General features: G+C 73.2%; 15 protein-coding genes. 6 read left to right on the forward strand and 9 right to left on the reverse strand.

Annotation, left to right across the window (positions count from 1 at the left end):
* Positions 1-20 precede the first annotated feature (20 nt).
* Positions 21-308 carry a zf-TFIIB domain-containing protein gene (locus tag JT721_RS02690; protein ID WP_205471354.1) on the forward strand — a complete coding sequence of 96 codons (288 nt, stop codon included), beginning with the start codon at positions 21-23 and terminating at the stop codon, positions 306-308.
* Here JT721_RS02690 and JT721_RS02695 read toward each other — a convergent pair.
* On the reverse strand, positions 289-981 hold the full coding sequence (locus tag JT721_RS02695; protein WP_205471355.1) for a hypothetical protein: 693 nt from the start codon (positions 979-981) through the stop codon (positions 289-291). The genes JT721_RS02690 and JT721_RS02695 overlap by 20 nt on opposite strands.
* 15 nt (positions 982-996) lie before the next feature.
* On the opposite strand from JT721_RS02695, the gene JT721_RS02700 reads away from it, so the two are divergent.
* On the forward strand, positions 997-1,686 hold the full coding sequence (locus JT721_RS02700; protein WP_205471356.1) for a hypothetical protein: 690 nt from the start codon (positions 997-999) through the stop codon (positions 1,684-1,686).
* On the forward strand, positions 1,683-3,086 hold the full coding sequence (locus JT721_RS02705) for a class II fumarate hydratase (protein WP_307827858.1): 1,404 nt from the start codon (positions 1,683-1,685) through the stop codon (positions 3,084-3,086). Before JT721_RS02700 ends, JT721_RS02705 begins: the two co-directional genes overlap by 4 nt.
* Before the next feature lie 6 nt (positions 3,087-3,092).
* On the opposite strand, the gene JT721_RS02710 is transcribed toward JT721_RS02705, so the two are convergent.
* From JT721_RS02710 to JT721_RS02720, 3 genes are all read right to left on the reverse strand, one after another.
* Positions 3,093-3,785, reverse strand: coding sequence for a lytic transglycosylase domain-containing protein (locus tag JT721_RS02710; RefSeq protein ID WP_205471357.1), 693 nt, complete (start codon positions 3,783-3,785; stop codon positions 3,093-3,095).
* A 180-nt stretch (positions 3,786-3,965) separates the two neighbouring features.
* Positions 3,966-5,246 (reverse strand): PhoH family protein, encoded by a 1,281-nt coding sequence (locus JT721_RS02715; protein WP_205471677.1) that lies wholly within the window; start codon positions 5,244-5,246, stop codon positions 3,966-3,968.
* 371 nt (positions 5,247-5,617) lie between these two features.
* Positions 5,618-6,391, reverse strand: a complete 774-nt coding sequence (locus JT721_RS02720; protein WP_307827859.1) for an isoprenyl transferase — start codon at positions 6,389-6,391, stop codon at positions 5,618-5,620.
* Between the two features lie 80 nt (positions 6,392-6,471).
* Between JT721_RS02720 and JT721_RS02725 the strand changes: the two genes are divergently transcribed.
* A complete protein-coding gene (locus JT721_RS02725) occupies positions 6,472-7,209 on the forward strand; it encodes a hemolysin III family protein (RefSeq protein WP_205471359.1) in 738 nt (245 codons plus the stop codon).
* An 18-nt stretch (positions 7,210-7,227) separates the two neighbouring features.
* Here JT721_RS02725 and JT721_RS02730 read toward each other — a convergent pair whose 3' ends face one another.
* The 3 genes from JT721_RS02730 to JT721_RS02740 form a co-directional block, all read right to left on the reverse strand.
* On the reverse strand, positions 7,228-8,760 hold the full coding sequence (locus tag JT721_RS02730; RefSeq protein WP_205471360.1) for an aldehyde dehydrogenase family protein: 1,533 nt from the start codon (positions 8,758-8,760) through the stop codon (positions 7,228-7,230).
* Positions 8,757-10,340: a GMC family oxidoreductase gene (locus tag JT721_RS21560; protein WP_205471361.1), complete on the reverse strand. Its 1,584-nt coding sequence runs from the start codon at positions 10,338-10,340 to the stop codon at positions 8,757-8,759. Before JT721_RS21560 ends, JT721_RS02730 begins: the two co-directional genes overlap by 4 nt.
* Positions 10,341-10,410: 70 nt before the next feature.
* On the reverse strand, positions 10,411-12,381 hold the full coding sequence (locus JT721_RS02740; protein ID WP_205471362.1) for a thioredoxin domain-containing protein: 1,971 nt from the start codon (positions 12,379-12,381) through the stop codon (positions 10,411-10,413).
* A 730-nt stretch (positions 12,382-13,111) separates the two neighbouring features.
* Between JT721_RS02740 and JT721_RS02745 the strand changes: the two genes are divergently transcribed.
* Entirely contained in the window at positions 13,112-14,284 is a 1,173-nt protein-coding gene (locus tag JT721_RS02745; RefSeq protein WP_205471363.1) for an HNH endonuclease signature motif containing protein, read from the forward strand.
* 52 nt (positions 14,285-14,336) lie between these two features.
* On the opposite strand, the gene JT721_RS02750 is transcribed toward JT721_RS02745, so the two are convergent.
* The gene (locus JT721_RS02750; protein WP_205471364.1) at positions 14,337-15,203 is read right to left on the reverse strand and encodes a sigma-70 family RNA polymerase sigma factor; all 867 of its coding nucleotides are present in this window, start codon (positions 15,201-15,203) and stop codon (positions 14,337-14,339) included.
* An 81-nt stretch (positions 15,204-15,284) separates the two neighbouring features.
* On the opposite strand from JT721_RS02750, the gene JT721_RS21200 reads away from it, so the two are divergent.
* Positions 15,285-15,668 carry a DoxX family protein gene (locus JT721_RS21200; RefSeq protein ID WP_205471365.1) on the forward strand — a complete coding sequence of 128 codons (384 nt, stop codon included), beginning with the start codon at positions 15,285-15,287 and terminating at the stop codon, positions 15,666-15,668.
* Between the two features lie 12 nt (positions 15,669-15,680).
* Here the strand turns inward: JT721_RS21200 and JT721_RS02760 are convergent, their stop codons facing one another.
* Complete coding sequence (locus tag JT721_RS02760; protein WP_205471366.1) at positions 15,681-16,697, reverse strand: phosphotransferase family protein; 1,017 nt, start codon at positions 16,695-16,697, stop codon at positions 15,681-15,683.
* Positions 16,698-16,728 lie beyond the last annotated feature (31 nt).

A 16,728-nucleotide genomic window follows, 5' to 3' on the forward strand; every position in this document is an offset into this window, starting at 1 on the left:
CCACCGAGGAGGAGAGCCCCATGCGTTGCCCCACCGACGAGACCACGCTCATGATGAGCGAGCGCAGCGGCATCGAGATCGACTACTGCCCCACCTGCCGGGGCGTGTGGCTCGACCGCGGCGAGCTCGACAAGATCATCGAGCGCTCGCTCACGCAGCCCGGGCCGCCCCCGGCCCAGCCCGGTGGCCAGCAGCCTGGTGGTCAGCAGTACCACCAGCCGCCGCCGCCGCAGCAGCACTACGGCGGCCAGCAGCAGTACTACAAGAAGAAGCGCAAGGAGAGCTGGCTCAGCGAGCTGTTCGACTGAGCGCGGCTCGGCCGAGCAGGGCCTCGAACGCCGCGCCCATCCGCGCGGTCTCGGCCGTCGAGCCGGTCAGCCCGGGGCGCACCAGCTGGAGGGTGGCGAACCAGCCGTCGCGGCAGGCCTGCCCCGACAGCAGCTGGGGCGCGGCGGCCGGTGCGGCGGAGACGTACCAGTCCCGGGCCCCGGCGACGCCGTTGAGCGCCAGCAGCCGCTCGAAGAGCCGGCAGGCACGATCGCCCTTGAGCGCGCGGCCGGCCGAGACCGCGCTCGCACCGCGCCGCAGCCAGGCCAGGTCGGGGTCGCCGGCGTGCGCCCCCGACTCCTCCAGGGCGGCGACCGCCTCGGGGAGTCCCTCGGCCCACTCCGACGCGGGCACCGCCCCGAGCTGGAGGCCCACCTTGGTGGGCCGGCCCCACACGCAGACCCTGGTGCCGCCGTCGCCGGCCTTCTCGCGGGCCAGGGGCAGCGGCTTCCCGGCGAGGGCCCGGACCTCCTCGGGCGTGAGCAGGGAGCAGAGGTCGGTCTGCGGCGACGCGGCTCGGGACACCGGGGGCTCGGACGCACCCGGACCGTCGACCGTTCGGTCGTCGCCGCCCTGGTCGCCGCAGCCCGCGAGGAGCGGCAGCGTGAGCAGCGCTGCCACCAGGTGGGCGCCCCAGCGCCGAGCAGAAGTCACGAACAGGATGGTCCCATGCCGGAGCACGTCGAGGTAGCGCGGTCCGAGTCGGAGCGGGGCGAGCTGGTGCTGCGCTCGCGCCGCGACGCCGAGGGCGGGCCGAGCGCGCTCGAGCTCCGCGCCAACGGCGTCTTCGTGATGGACACCGTCGAGGTCGGCACCGAGCGGGCGCTGGCCGCCGCGGCGCTGGCGCTGGTCGAGCGCCCGGCGCGGGTGGTCGTGGGCGGGCTCGGGCTGGGCTTCACCATGCACGAGGTGCTGGCCGACGCCCGGGTGGAGCGCTGCGCGGTGGTCGAGATCGAGGAGGCGCTGGTCGGCTGGATGCGCGACGGCACCATCCCCCACGGGCCGGCCCTGCTCGCCGACGAGCGCGTCGTGGTCGTGGTCGCCGACATCGCGGTCGCGCTCGCCGAGGCGCCCCCGGCGTCGTACGACCTGGTGCTGCTCGACGTCGACAACGGCCCCGGCTACCTGGTCCACGACGCCAACGCGGCGCTCTACGACCGTCCGGCGCTGGAGTCGGCCCGCGCTGCGCTCGCGCCCGGCGGGGCGCTGGCGGTGTGGTCGGCCGACGAGGCGCCCCAGCTCGCGGCCACCCTGGAGGCGGTGTTCGGCGCGGCCGAGGCGGTGCCGCTGCCGGTGCGGCTGCAGGACCGCGACGAGCACTACTGGCTCTACGTCGCCCGAGTACCGTCGGGGTCGTGAGCGACTCCACCCAGCACAGCCAGGACTTCCGCGTCGAGCACGACTCCATGGGCGAGGTCAGGGTGCCGGCCGACGCCCTGTGGCGGGCCCAGACCCAGCGCGCGGTCGAGAACTTCCCGATCAGCGGCACCCCGATCGAGCCGCGCCTGGTGCACGCCATCGGGCACGTCAAGGCGGCCGCCGCCGTGGCCAACGGCGAGCTCGGGGTGCTCGCCGCCGAGCAGGCCGAGGCGATCGCCACCGCGGCCCGCGCGGTGGCCGCCGGCGAGCACGACGCGGCGTTCCCGATCGACGTCTTCCAGACCGGCTCGGGCACCAGCTCCAACATGAACGCCAACGAGGTGATCGCGACCCTCGCCTCGCGGGCCGGCGTCGACGTCCACCCCAACGACCACGTCAACGCCAGCCAGTCGAGCAACGACACCTTCCCGACCGCCATCCACGTCGCCGCGACGCTGGCGGTCGTCGACGACCTGCTGCCGGGTCTCGCGGTGCTGCACGGCTCGCTGGCCACGAAGGCCGAGGAGTGGGCGGGCGTGGTGAAGTCGGGCCGCACCCACCTCATGGACGCCACGCCGGTGATGCTCGGCCAGGAGTTCGGCGGCTACGCCGCCACCCTGGCCTACGCCGCCGAGCGGCTCGAGGCGGTACTGCCGCGGGTGCGCGAGCTGCCGTTGGGCGGCACGGCGGTCGGCACCGGCATCAACACCCCGGCCGGCTTCCCCCAGCGGGTGATCGAGGAGCTCGGCCGGGCCACCGGGCAGCCGTTCACCGAGGCGCGCAACCACTTCGAGGCCCAGGGCACCCGCGACTCGCTGGTCGAGCTCAGCGGCGTGCTGCGGACCATCGCGGTGGGCCTCACCAAGATCTGCAACGACCTGCGCTGGATGGGCTCCGGGCCGACCACCGGCCTGGCCGAGCTGCACCTGCCCGACCTCCAGCCCGGGTCGAGCATCATGCCGGGCAAGGTCAACCCGGTGCTGCCCGAGGCGACGCTGATGGTGTGCTTCCAGGTCGTCGGCAACGACGCAGCCGTGACCGCGGCCGGCGCCAGCGGCAGCTTCGAGCTCAACGTCGCGATGCCGGTGATGGCCCGCAACGTGCTGGAGTCGACCCGGCTGCTCGCCAACGCCTCCCGGCTGCTGGCCGAGCGCTGCGTCGACGGCATCACCCCCGACGTGGAGCGGATGCGGGCCTACGCCGAGTCGTCGCCCTCGGTGGTGACGCCGCTGAACAAGCACATCGGCTACGAGGCCGCGGCGAAGGTCGCCAAGCAGGCGCTGGCCGACGGTGCGACCATCCGCGAGACGGTGCTCCGGCTCGGCTACGTCGAGCGCGGCGAGCTCACCGAGGCCGAGCTGGACGAGGCGCTCGACGTGGAGCGGATGACGCGCCCCTGACCCCGGTCAGTACCAGCCGTGGCTCTCGCTGTGGCCCCAGGCACCGCACGGCGAGCCGTAGCGGTCCTCGATGTAGCCCAGGCCCCAGCGGATCTGGGTGACCGGGTTGGTGGCCCAGTCGGCACCGGCCGAGGACATCTTCGAGCCGGGCAGCGCCTGCGGGATGCCGTAGGCCGACGAGGTGGGGTTGTCGGCGTTCCAGCGCCAGTTGGACTCACGGGTCCACAGCGAGTCGAGGCAGTCCCACTGGTCGTCGCCGTAGCCGAACTCGGCGAGCAGGGCGCGACCGATGGTGCGCGGGTCCTCGTCGGACATGTCCTCGGTGCGGGTGACGGCGCCGCCGGCGTCGACCTCGAGCGCGACCTTCTTCGCGGGGTCGGTGGCCTGGCGGCGGTCGGAGCGCGAGACCACGGGGGCCCGCTCGTCGGTGCGGGCGACCGAGGCGGCGGCCTCGCGGGCCGGCGAGCCGGCCCCGGCGACGGTCGCGGTGTCTTCGGTGCTGCCGACCTCGGAGGTCGCGACCGTGATGTCGGTCGCCGGCGCCTCGCCGTCGAGGGACAGGTAGCCGCCGCCCACCGCGCCGGCGGTCGCGACGACCGCCATCGAGGAGAGGGTCAGCGAGGTCCGGAGGGCCGCCCGAGGGGCGCGGCGCGCGGCCGGGGCCCGGTGCTTCGGGACGTGCTTGACGTGCTTCGACACAGAGGAGGACTACTTCGGCTCGGGAGCGGGCTGACAAGTCCGACCCACCATGCACGAGGCCGGCGGGGCGGCGCAAACGATCGTCCAGAATGGTTGCATCATCAACCACGTTCGTCACACCCGCCCCAGCGGTCACAGGACGGCCGGGGCGGGTGGGACGACGGACGGAGGCGCTGCGCGCTAGAGCGTGACCGTCTCGAGCATCTCGGTCACCAGGGCCGCGATCGGCGAGCGCTCGGAGCGGGTCAGCGTCACGTGGGCGAACAGCGGGTGACCCTTGAGCTTCTCGATGACCGCGACGACGCCGTCGTGGCGGCCGACCCGGAGGTTGTCGCGCTGGGCGACGTCGTGGGTGAGCACCACCTTGGAGTTGGCGCCGATCCGCGAGAGCACGGTGAGCAGCACGTTGCGCTCCAACGACTGGGCCTCGTCGACGATCACGAACGCGTCGTGCAGCGACCGGCCGCGGATGTGGGTGAGCGGCAGCACCTCGAGCATCCCGCGGTCGAGGACCTCCTCGATGACGTCGCGGGAGGTCATCGAGCCGAGGGTGTCGAAGACCGCCTGCGCCCAGGGCGACATCTTCTCGTTCTCCGAGCCCGGCAGGTAGCCGAGCTCCTGCCCCCCGACGGCGAACAGCGGCCGGAACACCACGACCTTCTGGTGCTGGCGACGCTCCATCACGGCCTCCAGGCCGGCGCACAGCGCCATCGCCGACTTGCCGGTGCCGGCCCGGCCACCCAGCGAGACGATGCCGACCTCGGGGTCGAGCAGCATCTCCAGGGCGATCCGCTGCTCGGCGGAGCGGCCGTGGACGCCGAACGCCTCGCGGTCGCCGCGCACCAGGTGGACCTGCTTGTCGGGCCCGACCCGGCCCAGCGCGGTGCCGCGGTCGGAGAGCAGCACCAGACCGGTGTGGCAGGGCAGCTCCCGGGCGACGCCCAGGTCCAGGACACCGTCGTCGTAGAGCTCGTCGAGGTCGGCCGCGGCCACCTCGATCTCGGCCATGCCGGAGTAGCCGGTGTCGGACTCGTTGATCGTCTCGCCGCGGTACTCCTGGGCGTCGAGGCCGACCGCCGAGGCCTTGATCCGCAGCGGCAGGTCCTTGGAGACCAGCGTGACGTCGTGGCCCTCGTCGGCGAGGTTCTTGGCGACGGCCAGGATCCGGGTGTCGTTGTCGCCCAGCCGGAAGCCGGACGGCAGCGCGTCGGGGTCGGTGTGGTTGAGCTCGACGCGCAGGGTGCCGCCGGCGTCGCCGACGGGTACGGGCTCGTCGAGGCGACCGTGGGTGACCCGCAGCTCGTCGAGCATCCGCAACGCCGTCCGGGCGAAGAAGCCCAGCTCGGGGTGGTGGCGCTTGCCCTCCAGCTCGGTGATGACGACCACCGGGAGCACGACCTCGTGCTCCTCGAAGCGCCGCAGCGCCCCCGGGTCGGCCAGCAGCACGCTGGTGTCGAGCACGTAGGTGCGGACGGACGGTGGCGCAGCGGCCGCCGTGGTGGTCGAGAACTTCGTGGAGCGCTGCTTCGCGGCCTGAGAAGGCACGATTCACCCCTCACCGACCGACGCGCGCACTCCTCGCCCGGTCCTAGTTCATCAGCACGGACCGGGAGGATGCCCCGAGGCCGGAGTGCCGGCCTCCACGTGCACCAGCCAGGTCTCCGCCTGGTGCACTGCAGTCGTGGTACGTCACGCCGGGGCCTCCCGATGCGGCGAGCTTCCCCACTCGCCGTTGGCTGGAACGTACGCCCGTCGGGGGGTGATTTCGGGCGACACGCCCGGACGCGCGGGTGAACGCCGCGTGACGCGGCGGCGCCCCGCGCCGGCCGGTGTCAGGAGCCGAAGCGGCGCTCGCGGACGGCGTAGGCGCGCATCGCGCGGAGGAAGTCGACCCGGCGGAAGTCGGGCCAGTACGCCTCGCAGAAGTAGAACTCGGACTTGGCGCTCTGCCAGAGCAGGAAGCCACCCAGCCGCTGCTCGCCCGAGGTGCGGATCACCAGGTCGGGGTCGGGCTGGCCCTTGGTGTAGAGGTGGTCGGCGATGTGCTCGACGTCGAGGATCTGGGCCAGCTCCTCCAGCGAGGTGCCCTTGGCGGCGTGCTCGTGGAGCAGCGAGCGGACGGCGTCGGCGATCTCGCGGCGTCCGCCGTAGCCGACCGCGATGTTGACCAGCAGCCCGTCGACGTCGCGGGTCGCCTCCTCGGCGGCCTTGAGCCGTTCGGCGGTGGCGGAGGGCAGCAGGTCGAGCGCCCCGACGGGGTGCAGCCGCCAGCGGCGCTGCTCGACGAGCGAAGCGACCGCCTCCTCGATGATCTGCAGCAGCGGCTCGAGCTCGTCGGCGGGGCGGTTGAGGTTGTCGGTGGAGAGCAGCCACAGCGTGACCACCTCGATGCCGACGTCGTCGCACCAGCCCAGGAGCGGCTCGATGTTGGCCGCTCCCGCACGGTGGCCGTGCGCGGTGTCCTGGCCCACGGCCCGGGCCCAGCGGCGGTTGCCGTCGAGCATGACGCCGACGTGCTTGGGCAGGTTGTCGGGCATCCGGCGCAGCATCCGAGCCTCGTACGCCGGGTAGAGCACCCGCCGCACGCCGCGCTTCCAGTCCACCACCCGCCGATGGTATCCCCGCAGGTCGCGGGCGGCGGCCCACCGCGTCGCTTGCGGAAACATGCCTTGGGTACCGTCGCGCCATGACCAACCACTCCGTGAACGACGCCCTGCGCGCCGGTCTCGACAACGTCCACGACGCCGTCACGGAGACGCTCGCCGACATCAAGCCCCGGCTGCGCGGCTGGCTCCACCTCGGGAGCGCGCCGCTGACCCTGGCCGGGGGCATCGTGCTGATCGCGCTCTCCCCCACCTCCACCACCCGCATCGGCTCGGTGGTGTTCACGCTCTCGGCGCTCCTGCTGTTCACCGTCTCGGCGATCTACCACACCGGCACCTGGTCGCCGCGCACCTGGGCGTTCCTGCGCCGCTTCGACCACTCCAACATCTTCGTGCTGATCGCCGGCTCCTACACCCCGATCGCGCTGCTGCTGCTCGAGGGGGTGCAGCGCACCGTCCTGCTCACGGTGATCTGGTCGTGCGCGGTGCTCGGCGTGCTGTTCCGGGTCTTCTGGACCGACGCGCCCCGCTGGCTCTACACGCCGATCTACATCGCGATGGGCTGGGCCGCGGTGTTCTTCATCCCCGGCTTCATCGACGGCGCCCACAGCCGCCTCGGCACCGGCACGGCGATCTCGGTGCTGGTGCTGATCGCGGCCGGCGGCGTGCTCTACACCCTGGGCGGCGTCGTCTACGGGCTGAGGTTCCCCGATCCGTCACCGCGCTGGTTCGGGTTCCACGAGGTGTTCCACACCTTCACGGTGCTGGCCTTCGCGACCCACTACGTCGGGGTGTCGCTCGCGACGTACTCCCTGCGCTGACCCGGCTCGCGCCCGGGCTCAGCCTCTGGCGCGGCGACCGGGCCGCTTCGGCAGCGTGCCCTTGCGCCCGTGGAGCAGGGTCAGGGTCTGCACCAGCTTCTGCTCGTCCTCGGCGGTGCGGGCGAACGTCGTGAGCGCCAGCACCGGCTTGAACCGCTGCCGGGCGACCGCCTTGGCGTAGGTGAACTCCTTGAGCCCGTCCTCGCCGTGGATCCGCCCGAAGCCGGAGTCGCCGACGCCGCCGAACGGCAGCGACGGGATGCCGGCGAAGGTGATGACGCCGTTGACCGCGGTCATGCCCGACCGGATCCGGCCCGCCAGCTCGACGCCGCGGGCGCGGGAGAACACCGTCGAGCCGAGGCCGTAGCGGCCGGCGTTGGTGCGGTCGACCGCCTCGTCCATGTCGCGCACCCGGGTGACGGTGACGGTCGGACCGAAGGTCTCCTCGCTCACGGCGAGGGAGTCCTCGGGGACGTCGACGAGCACCGTGGGCTGCACGAACCGGTCGCCGACGGCGTCCGGTCCGCCGACGACCGCGCGCCCGCCGCGGTCGACGGCGTCCTGCACGTGGCTGCGGATCACGTCGAGCTGCTTCGGCATGGTGATCGGGCCGATCGGGCTGTCGTCGCCCTCGTGGGCCCGCAGCCCGCTGGCCTTCGCGGTGAGCTCGGCGAGGAACTCGTCGTAGACCCGCTCGTGGACGTAGACCCGCTCGACGCCGGTGCAGGTCTGGCCGGCGTTGGCGCAGGCGCCCCAGAGCGTCGCGTCGGCCGCGGCCTCGACGTCGGCGTCCTCGTCGACGAGCACGGCGTCCTTGCCGCCGGCCTCGATGACCACCGGGGTCAGGGTCTCGGCGCAGGCGGCCATCACCCGCTTGCCGGTGGCGGTGGAGCCGGTGAAGGCCACCTTGTCGACGCCCGCTCGGCACAGCGCCGCGCCGGTCTCGCCCAGGCCGGTGACGACCTGCAGCACCGGTCGGCCGACGGCCTCGCGGAAGGTGTGGGCCAGCCACTCCCCCACCCCGGGCGTGTGCTCGCTCGGCTTGAAGACCACGGCGTTGCCGGCGGCCAGCGCGTAGGCGATCGAGCCCATCGGTGTGAAGACGGGGTAGTTCCAGGGCCCGATGACGCCGACCACGCCGAGCGGCCGGTACTCCAGGGTCGCGGCCTGATTGACCATCAGCAGGCCCGACGGCATCCGGCGACGGCGCAGCGCCTTCTCGGCGTGGGTCGCGGCCCAGTGGAGGTGGTCGATCGCGAGCGCGGCCTCGAGCAGCGCGTCGCCGTGCGGCTTGCCGGTCTCGCGGTGCACCTGCTCGGCGAGCTGCTGGATGCGCCGGGTGATCACACCCTTCCAGGCCAGCAGGTGGTCCTTGCGCTCGTCCCACGTCAGGGCCGCCCACCACTCGGCCTCGGCGCGGGCGTCGGCCACCACGGCGCGCACGTCGTCGTCGCCGTGCACGGGATGGGTGTCGACGACGTCGCCGGTGACCGGGTCGAGGGAGTCGAACGTCGTGGTCGGACCGTCGGTGCGGGTCAGCTCCTGGGTCATCGCGTGCTCCTGATCAGGTCGGCCGCCTTCTCGGCGACCATGATGGTGGGGGCGTTGGTGTTGCCGCGGGGCACCGCCGGCATGACCGAGGCGTCGACGACCCGGAGGCCCTCGACGCCCCGCACCCGCAGCGACGGGTCGACCACGGCGTCCTCGCCGGTGCCCATCGCGCAGGTCGAGGTCGGGTGGAACGTGGTCTGGGTGTGGGCCCGGACGTGCTCGAGGAGGTCGTCGTCGCTCGGGTCCGCCGGCAGGTCGCCGTACGGCCGGTCGATCAGCTCGGCGATCGCGCCCTGCTGGCAGATCTCCACGATCCGGCGGGTGCCGGCGAGCATCGCGTCGAGGTCGGCCTGGTCGTCGTAGTAGGCCGCCTCGATCTCGGGGTGCCAGGTGGGGTCGGCCGAGCGCAGGCGCACCCGGCCGCGGCTGCCGGTGCCGACCAGGGTCGCGAGCACGGTGACCATCCGGCTGTGCGGCTCCATCGGACGGTCGCCGATCAGGCCGGTGGGCAGCACGTGCGCCTGGAGGTCCGGGCCGGGCTGGTCGTCGCGGGTGGAGAAGAACGCGCCCGACTCGGCGAGGTTGGAGGTCAGCGGACCCTGGCCGCGGGCACGCCACCGCAGCAGGTTGCGCAGGGTGCCGAGCTCGGCCAGGTCGGTGGTGCCGCGGGTCTCCCAGACCAGCGGCGTGTAGGGGTGGTCCTGCATGGCGGCGCCGACGCCGGCCAGCTCGACCCGGGGCTCGATCCCGACCTCGGCGAGGTGGGCGGCCGGGCCGATGCCCGAGAGCATCAGCAGCTGGGGACTGTTGATCGCCCCGCCGCTGAGCACCACCTCCTCGCGGGCGCGCACCGTGTGCTCGCGACCGCCCTGGCGGAAGGTGACGCCGGTGGCCCGGTCGCCGTCCAGCACGACCCGCGCGGCGAGCGCCCCGGTGGTGGTCGTGAGGTTGGGCCGGCCCGCGGCGGGCTGGAGGTAGGCGTGCCACGTCGACCAGCGCCGGCCCTGGTGGCAGGTGACCTGGTAGAGCCCGGCCCCCTCCTGCTCGGCGCCGTTGAAGTCGTCGTTGCGCTTCAGCCCGGCCGAGACCGCGCTGTCGACGAACGCCTGCGAGAGCGGGTGGGTCCAGCGCCGGTCCTCGACGTGGAGCGGACCGTCCTGCCCGTGGTACGGCGCCCCGAGGCGGCTGTTGGCCTCCGCCCTGACGAAGTACGGCAGCACGTCGTCGTAGCCCCAGCCGGCGGCGCCGTACTCGTCTCGCCAGCGGTCGTAGTCGCTGCGGTGGCCGCGGATGTAGATCATCGCGTTCATCGCCGAGCAGCCGCCGAGGGCCTTCATCCGGGGCCAGCCGACCCGGCGCGCGTTGAGCTGCTTCTGCTCGGTGGTGCGGTAGCCCCAGTCCCACTTGGTCAGCGCGAGGTTCGCGAAGCCGACCGGCATGTGCACCTCGTCGATGTCGGGCGCCGGCCCGGCCTCGAGGAGCAGCACGGTGGTGGCGGGGTCCTCGGTCAGCCGCGCGGCCAGCACCGCACCCGCGCTGCCGGCCCCGACGATGACGTAGTCGTAGGTGTCGTCGGTCACGTCCGCGAACCTACCCGCCCGACAGCGATTGTGACAGTGGTTGTGTCACAGTTTGCCGGGCGATCGGAGGTCATGCCGGGGCGAGCTGGTGGGCCAGGTCGTCCACCTCGGTGACCGGACGCTCGCAGACGAAACCACGGCAGACGTACGCCGCCGCGCGGCCTCCGACCGGCGCCCGCCCGGCCAGCAGCGGCACCCGCTCGTCCGGCCCGTCGGCGACCAGCACGACGGCGCCCGGGTGGCGCCGGGCCCGGTCGGCCAGCGCGTCCCGCTCGGCCCCGGCCGGACCCACCACGGCCACCTCGAGCGGCCCGTCGACCATGGTCGCGGCGGCCGCCAGCGACCAGCCGGCGAAGCGGGGCGCCTGCGCGGCCAGCGTCGCGACGCTCGCGAGGGCCTCCTCGGCGGCGTCGCGGTAGCGACCCTCGCCGGTGACGGCGTGGGCGGCGACCAGCGCGTGCACGGTGGAGCTCAGTCCCGACGGGCTGGCGTTGTCGCTGGGGTCGCGCGGCCGGGCCACCAGCACCTCGGCGTCGGCGGCGGTGTCGAAGAAGCCGCCGTCGTCGGCGCGGAACCGGGTGAGGGCGGCGTCGAGCAGCAGCCGGGCCCGGTCGAGCCAGACCGGGTCGCCGGTCGCCTCCAGCAGCGAGAGGAAGCCGGCCGCCACGCAGCCGTGGTCGTCGAGCACGCCCGCGTGGCGCCCGGCCACGCCGTCGCGCGAGACCCGCAGCAGCCGGCCGGCGTCGTCGAGGTGCACGCGGGTGAGCAGCTCGCCGGCCGCCACCGCCGCCTCGACCCAGCGCGGCTCGCCCAGCCGCAGGCCGGCGTCGACCAGCCCGGTGATCGCCAGTCCGTTCCAGGCGGCCACCACCTTCTCGTCGCGCTCGGGGCGCACCCGCTCCTCGCGCGCCTCGAGCAGCCGGCGTCGTACCCGCTCGAGACGGTCGGCGTCGTCGGGCGGGCGGAGCAGCTGGAGCACCGAGGTGCCGTGCTCGAAGGTGCCGGTGTCGGTCACGGTGTAGACCTCGGCCGCCCAGGCGCCGTCGTCCTCGCCCAGCACCTCGGTCAGCTGCGCGGGCGTCCAGACGTAGAACCGACCCTCCTCGCCCTCGGTGTCGGCGTCGAGCGCGGAGGCGAACCCGCCCTCGGGCGTGCGCAGCTCGCGGAGCAGGAACTCCGCGGTGTCGCGCGCCACCCGCTCACCGAGCGGGTCGCCCACCCGGGCGTAGAGCCCGAGCAGCTGGGCGTTGTCGTAGAGCATCTTCTCGAAGTGCGGCACCGTCCACGACGCGTCGACCGAGTAGCGCGCGAAGCCGCCGCCGAGCTGGTCGTGGATGCCACCGGCCGCCATCGCCTCCAGCGCCCGGTCGAGCATGGCCCGCGGCTGGTCGCCCGGCACCCGACGCAGGAACTCCAGCACCATCGAGGGCGGGAACTTCGGCGCGGTGCCGAACCCGCCGTTCGCGGCGTCGTGCTCGGCGCCGAGCGTCGCGACCGCCTGCTCGAGAACCTCGGGCGTGAACGCGCCGGGTGCCAGCGCGAGGTCGCGGTTGAGGTGCTCGCGCAGGGTCGCCGCGATCCGCTGCACGTCGTCGCCCTTGGTGCGCCACGCGTCGACCAGGGCCTCGAGCACCTGGCGGAACGACGGCTGCCCGTGCCGGGGGCGGTCGGGGAAGTAGGTGCCGGCGAAGAACGGGTTGCCGTCGTGGTCGAGCACGCACGTCATCGGCCACCCGCCGTGCTCGGTCATCGCGACGGTCGCCTGCATGTAGACCGCGTCGACGTCCGGCCGCTCCTCGCGGTCTACCTTGATGGACACGTAGTGCTCGTTGAGGTAGGCGGCCGTCGCCTCGTCCTCGAACGACTCGTGCGCCATCACGTGGCACCAGTGGCACGCGGCGTACCCGACGCTCAGCAGCACCGGGACGTTGCGCTCCCGCGCCTCCGCGAACGCCTCCGGCCCCCACTCCCACCAGTCCACCGGGTTGTCCCGGTGCTGCAGCAGGTACGGCGAGGTGGCCTGGGCCAGCCTGTTGGGCACGCGACACTCCACTCGTCTCCGGGGCGACCCTCCGCCGCCCCGCTGTCCTCCGGTCCCCAAGGATCGCACCGCCACTCGTCGCCGCTGGTCGAGGAAGGACGAAGGCCCCACCGCTGGTCGAGCAGCGAGCTCTAGCGAGCGTCGTCGAGACCCCGTACGACGGAAGCCCTCCGGCGCGAACGGTTGCGCTGGTTGAGGTGCGAGGAGCGCTAGCGACGAGCCTCGAAACCCGGCGAGACGAACGCCCTCCGTGCTCGGGCCACCCCGCTGGTGACTCGGGGCGCCCGCGCGCTCGCCCCACCGCTGGTTGAGGAGGGACGAAGTCCCGTCTCGAGACCCGGTGAGGCAAGAGCCCTCCGGTGGGGACGGAGGGCGCTCGGCCGGCGGGGGTTTCGAGACAGTCGCTAGCGCGACTTCCTCAACCAACGGCGGCGGCGCAGCGCGCTGGTTGAGGTGCGAGGAGCGCTAGCGACGAGCCTCGAACCTGGTGAGCCGAAAGCCATCCGGTGGGGACGGAGGGCGCCGGGCCGGCGGGGGTTTCGAGACAGTCGCTAGCGCGACTTCCTCAACCAGCGGTTGGCGTTGGTTGAGGTGCGAGGAGCGCCAGCGACGAGCCTCGAAACCCAGCGAGACGAACGCCCTCCCGCAACCGCTGAGAAAGTTCCGGATCCCCTTGTGGACAACCCGAAAACGCGGTCCCACTGTCGGTGGCCGGTGCTTGGATGAAGGTATGGCAGCCAGCCCCGCCGAACCCTTCGACACCGCCGACGCGGTGCTCGACCGGCTGCGCCGCAACCGCACCGAGATCGCCCGGCTCGAGGCCGACAACCTCGCCTGGGCGTGCACCTGGGCCGACCTCCACCCCGGCGAAGCCCTCCTCGACACCGTCCCCGGCTGCGAGCAACCCGCCCGGCTCGGCGGCCACGGCTGCCCCGAGGTCGCGGAGTTCTGCGTCGCCGAGCTCGGCACCGCCCTCGGCATCTCCACGCACGCTGCACGGAGCTACCTCGCCGAGGCCCTCGAGCTGCGCCACCGGCTCCCGCGGCTCTGGCACCGGGTGCAGTCCGGGCACACCGTGGCCTGGAAGGCCCGCCTCGTCGCCCGCCAGACCATGACCCTCCCGAAGGCCGGCGCCGCCTACGTCGACCACCGACTCGAGTCGAAGGCCACCCGGCTCGGGCCCAGGCAGATCGAGGTGCTGGTCAACGAAGCCATGCTGCGGTTCGACCCCGACCAAGCCGAGGCCGACCGCGTCAAGGCAGCCGAGCAGCGGCACGTCACCATCACCCACGGCTCCAACGGCATCGCCTACCTCGACGCAGTCGTCGACACCGCCGTCGCCATCGACCTCGAAACAGCGCTCGCCAGGGCAGCCGCGAAGATCGACACCCAGGACTCGCTCGACGTACGCCGCTCCATCGCGCTCGGTCACCTCGCCCACGGCGAGGCCGGACATGAGATCGTCATCCACCTCCACGACCAGCACGTCGGGTTGCTCGAGACCACTGGCCAGCCGCTGCTCGTGACCCAGGTCGAGCAGTGGTGCCGAGAAGCCGGCACGACGGTGACCGTCAACCCGGTCATCGACCTCAACCCGCACCTGCAGACCGACAGCTACCACCCCACACCGAGGCTGCAGGAGCAGACCAGGCTCAAGCACCCACACTGCGCAGCACCCTGGTGCACCCGCCCAGCCCGACGCTGCGACACCGACCACACCATCCCCTACGAGCAGGGCGGCACCACCTGCTCCTGCAACCTGGTGCCGCTCTGCCGCTGGCACCACCGCATGAAGACCCACACCCGCTGGACCTACCACCGCCTCAGCCCCACCACGTTCCTCTGGAAGACACCCCACAACAGCTGGGTCGTCGTCGACCACACCGGCACCTGGGAACCCTGACCACCCCGCCCCACACCCCGCCGACCCAGCACCACGAGAGGGCAGCGGGGCGTCAGTCGCGCGCCGGCAGGTCCAGCTCGGCCAGCCGGCGGGGATCGACGATCGAGACGATGCCAGCGATCCGGCCGTCGACGACGGTGCACGCCATCAAGCCGACCGGGCGGCCGGCCTCGGTCGAGGCGAGGATGCCGGGCTCGCCGTTGACCAGCACCCGGCGGGCGGTGTGCCGGCTGCGCTGGCCGCGGCGCACCGCGTCGACGATCCCGTCCGGGCCGGTGCTGATCGTGGTCCCGCGGGGGGTGTGGAGGCGCCAGGTGACGTCCGGGTCGAGCACCTGCAGCAGGCCGTCGAGGTCGCCGTCGCGGGCGGCGGCGAGGAACGCGTCGACGACCTCGCGCTGCTGCTGCAGCCGGCCGGTCGGCCGCGGGACGCCGCGCACCTTGCGGCGGGCCCGGCTGGCGAGCATCTTCGTGGCGTCCGTCGACCGGTCGAGCATCGGTGCGATCTCGGCGAACGGCACGGCGAACAGGTCGTGCAGCACGAACGCCAGCCGCTCGTCGGGGCCCAGCGACCCCAGCACCACCAGGAGGGCGAGGCCAACCGAGTCGGCCAGCACCGCGCGGTCCTCGGGAGAGTCGTCGTCCTCGGTGACCACGAGCTCTGGCACGTCGTCGTCCCAGGGCGTCTCGGGCCGGGTGGTGCGGGTGCGCAGCACGTCGATGCAGATCCGTCCGACCACCGTGGTCAGCCACCCGGCGAGGTTGTCGATGCTGCCCGAGGGCTGCCGCGAGAGCCGCAACCACGCCTCCTGCACGGCGTCCTCGGCGTCCGGGCGCGAGCCCAGCACGCGGTGCGCCATCGCGACCAGGCGCTCGCGCTCCCCCTCGAAGGCGGCGGCCACTCCGGCCTCGGCTGTCATGGCGTTACCTCTCGTCGTCCGGCTCCGTCATGGGTACGACGGGCCGCGACCGGCCCGGGTAACGACCAGGAGAGGAACCACGTGGACACCACCCTCTGGATCATCGCCGCGACCCTCGCGGTCGCCTTCACCGCCGGCGCCCTCAGCCTGCTCCTGCTGCCCGCGGAGCGCTACCGGGCCCTCGGCGCCAGCCAGCACTGGGTCGACGACTTCGGCCCGGGCCACCTGCGGGCGATCGGCGTCGTGAAGCTCGTCGGCGCCGTGGGTCTGGTCGTGCCGGCGGCGCTCGGCACCGCGACGGTGCTGACGCCGCTGGCGGCGTGCGGCCTCGCGCTGTTCATGGCGGGCGCGGGCACGACCCGGTTCCGGCGCAGCGAGTGGCGCTACCTCGCCGGCGACCTCGCCTTCGTGGCCCTGTTCGTGTTCCTGGCCTGGGGCCGCTTCGACCTCCAGCCCCTGGCCTGACCGGCCCCGGGCTCAGTCCAGGTGGTCGAGACCGACCTCGAGGAAGGCGGCGACCGCCTCGCCCGCAGTGTCGAAGCCCGGGCCCACGGTGGCACCCGCCTGGTGTCGGTGGTGGATGCCCGCAGCGATCACCGCGAGCTTGTAGTAGGCCAGGGAGAGGTAGAAGTTCCAGTGCTCCAGCGAGTGGCCCGACTCCGCCTCGTACAGGCCCGCGAGGGAGGCGACGTCGGGAAGACGGTCGCTCGTCCAAGCCGCCTGGGTGCCGAGCACCAGGTCGAGCCCGGGATGCCGGTACGCACACATCATGGCCACGTCCGCCACCGGCTCCCCGATGGTGGAGAGCTCCCAGTCGACCACCGCGTTCACGACCCCGGGCACCACCGGGTCGAGGATGGTGTTGTCGATCCTGAAGTCGCCGTGCACGAGGGTCGCCCGCCGCTGCGCGGGCAGCCGGTCCGCGAGCCCCGAGACCAGTCGGTCCGCAAGCCCGGACGGCTCGGCCGAGACCAACGCCCACTGGCTCGACCACCGACGCAGCTGGCGCTGCGCGTAGTCGTGGTCGCGGCCGAATCCACCGAGCCCCACGGCGCGGTGGTCGACGGCGTGCAACGCCGCGAGTGCCTCGACCAGACCCCGCGCGTGGGCGGCGACTCCCTCATCATCGACCGCGGCGAGATCGGCCCGGGTGCGCACCGTGACACCGTCGACGAACTCCACGACCGTGAACTCGGCTCCGATCACGCCGGGGTCCGTGCACACGACCACGGTGCGCGGCACCGGCACCCCACTGCCCTGCAAGGCCGCCATGACGTGGAACTCGCGCGCGACGTCGTGCGCGGAGGGGGTCCGTCCCGCGATCGGGGGACGACGCAGCACCCAACGTCGTTCTCCGTCCGTGAGGACGAAGGTCAGGTTCGAGCGACCGCCCTCGATCAACGAGGCGGACAAGGGACCGTCGACCGGCACGTCCACCGACGACAGGTGATCGGCCAGCGCGACGAGGTCGAGGTCGGGCCGAGCGTCGAGCATCGGGGTCCCCCTCGGGGCGTCGTCTGGTGTC

The sequence above is a fragment of the Nocardioides sp. SYSU D00038 genome (assembly GCF_016924665.1).
Taxonomy (GTDB): domain Bacteria; phylum Actinomycetota; class Actinomycetes; order Propionibacteriales; family Nocardioidaceae; genus Nocardioides.

What these genes read in the sequence shown, in the direction of transcription:
- JT721_RS02690 (WP_205471354.1), top strand. Translation starts at nt 21, where the DNA reads ATGCGTTGCCCCACCGACGAGACCACGCTCATGATGAGCGAGCGCAGC.
- JT721_RS02700 (WP_205471356.1), top strand. Translation starts at nt 997, where the DNA reads ATGCCGGAGCACGTCGAGGTAGCGCGGTCCGAGTCGGAGCGGGGCGAG.
- JT721_RS02725 (WP_205471359.1), top strand. Translation starts at nt 6,472, where the DNA reads ATGACCAACCACTCCGTGAACGACGCCCTGCGCGCCGGTCTCGACAAC.
- JT721_RS02730 (WP_205471360.1), bottom strand. Translation starts at nt 8,760, where the DNA reads ATGACCCAGGAGCTGACCCGCACCGACGGTCCGACCACGACGTTCGAC.
- JT721_RS02745 (WP_205471363.1), top strand. Translation starts at nt 13,112, where the DNA reads ATGGCAGCCAGCCCCGCCGAACCCTTCGACACCGCCGACGCGGTGCTC.
- JT721_RS02750 (WP_205471364.1), bottom strand. Translation starts at nt 15,203, where the DNA reads ATGACAGCCGAGGCCGGAGTGGCCGCCGCCTTCGAGGGGGAGCGCGAG.
- JT721_RS02760 (WP_205471366.1), bottom strand. Translation starts at nt 16,697, where the DNA reads ATGCTCGACGCTCGGCCCGACCTCGACCTCGTCGCGCTGGCCGATCAC.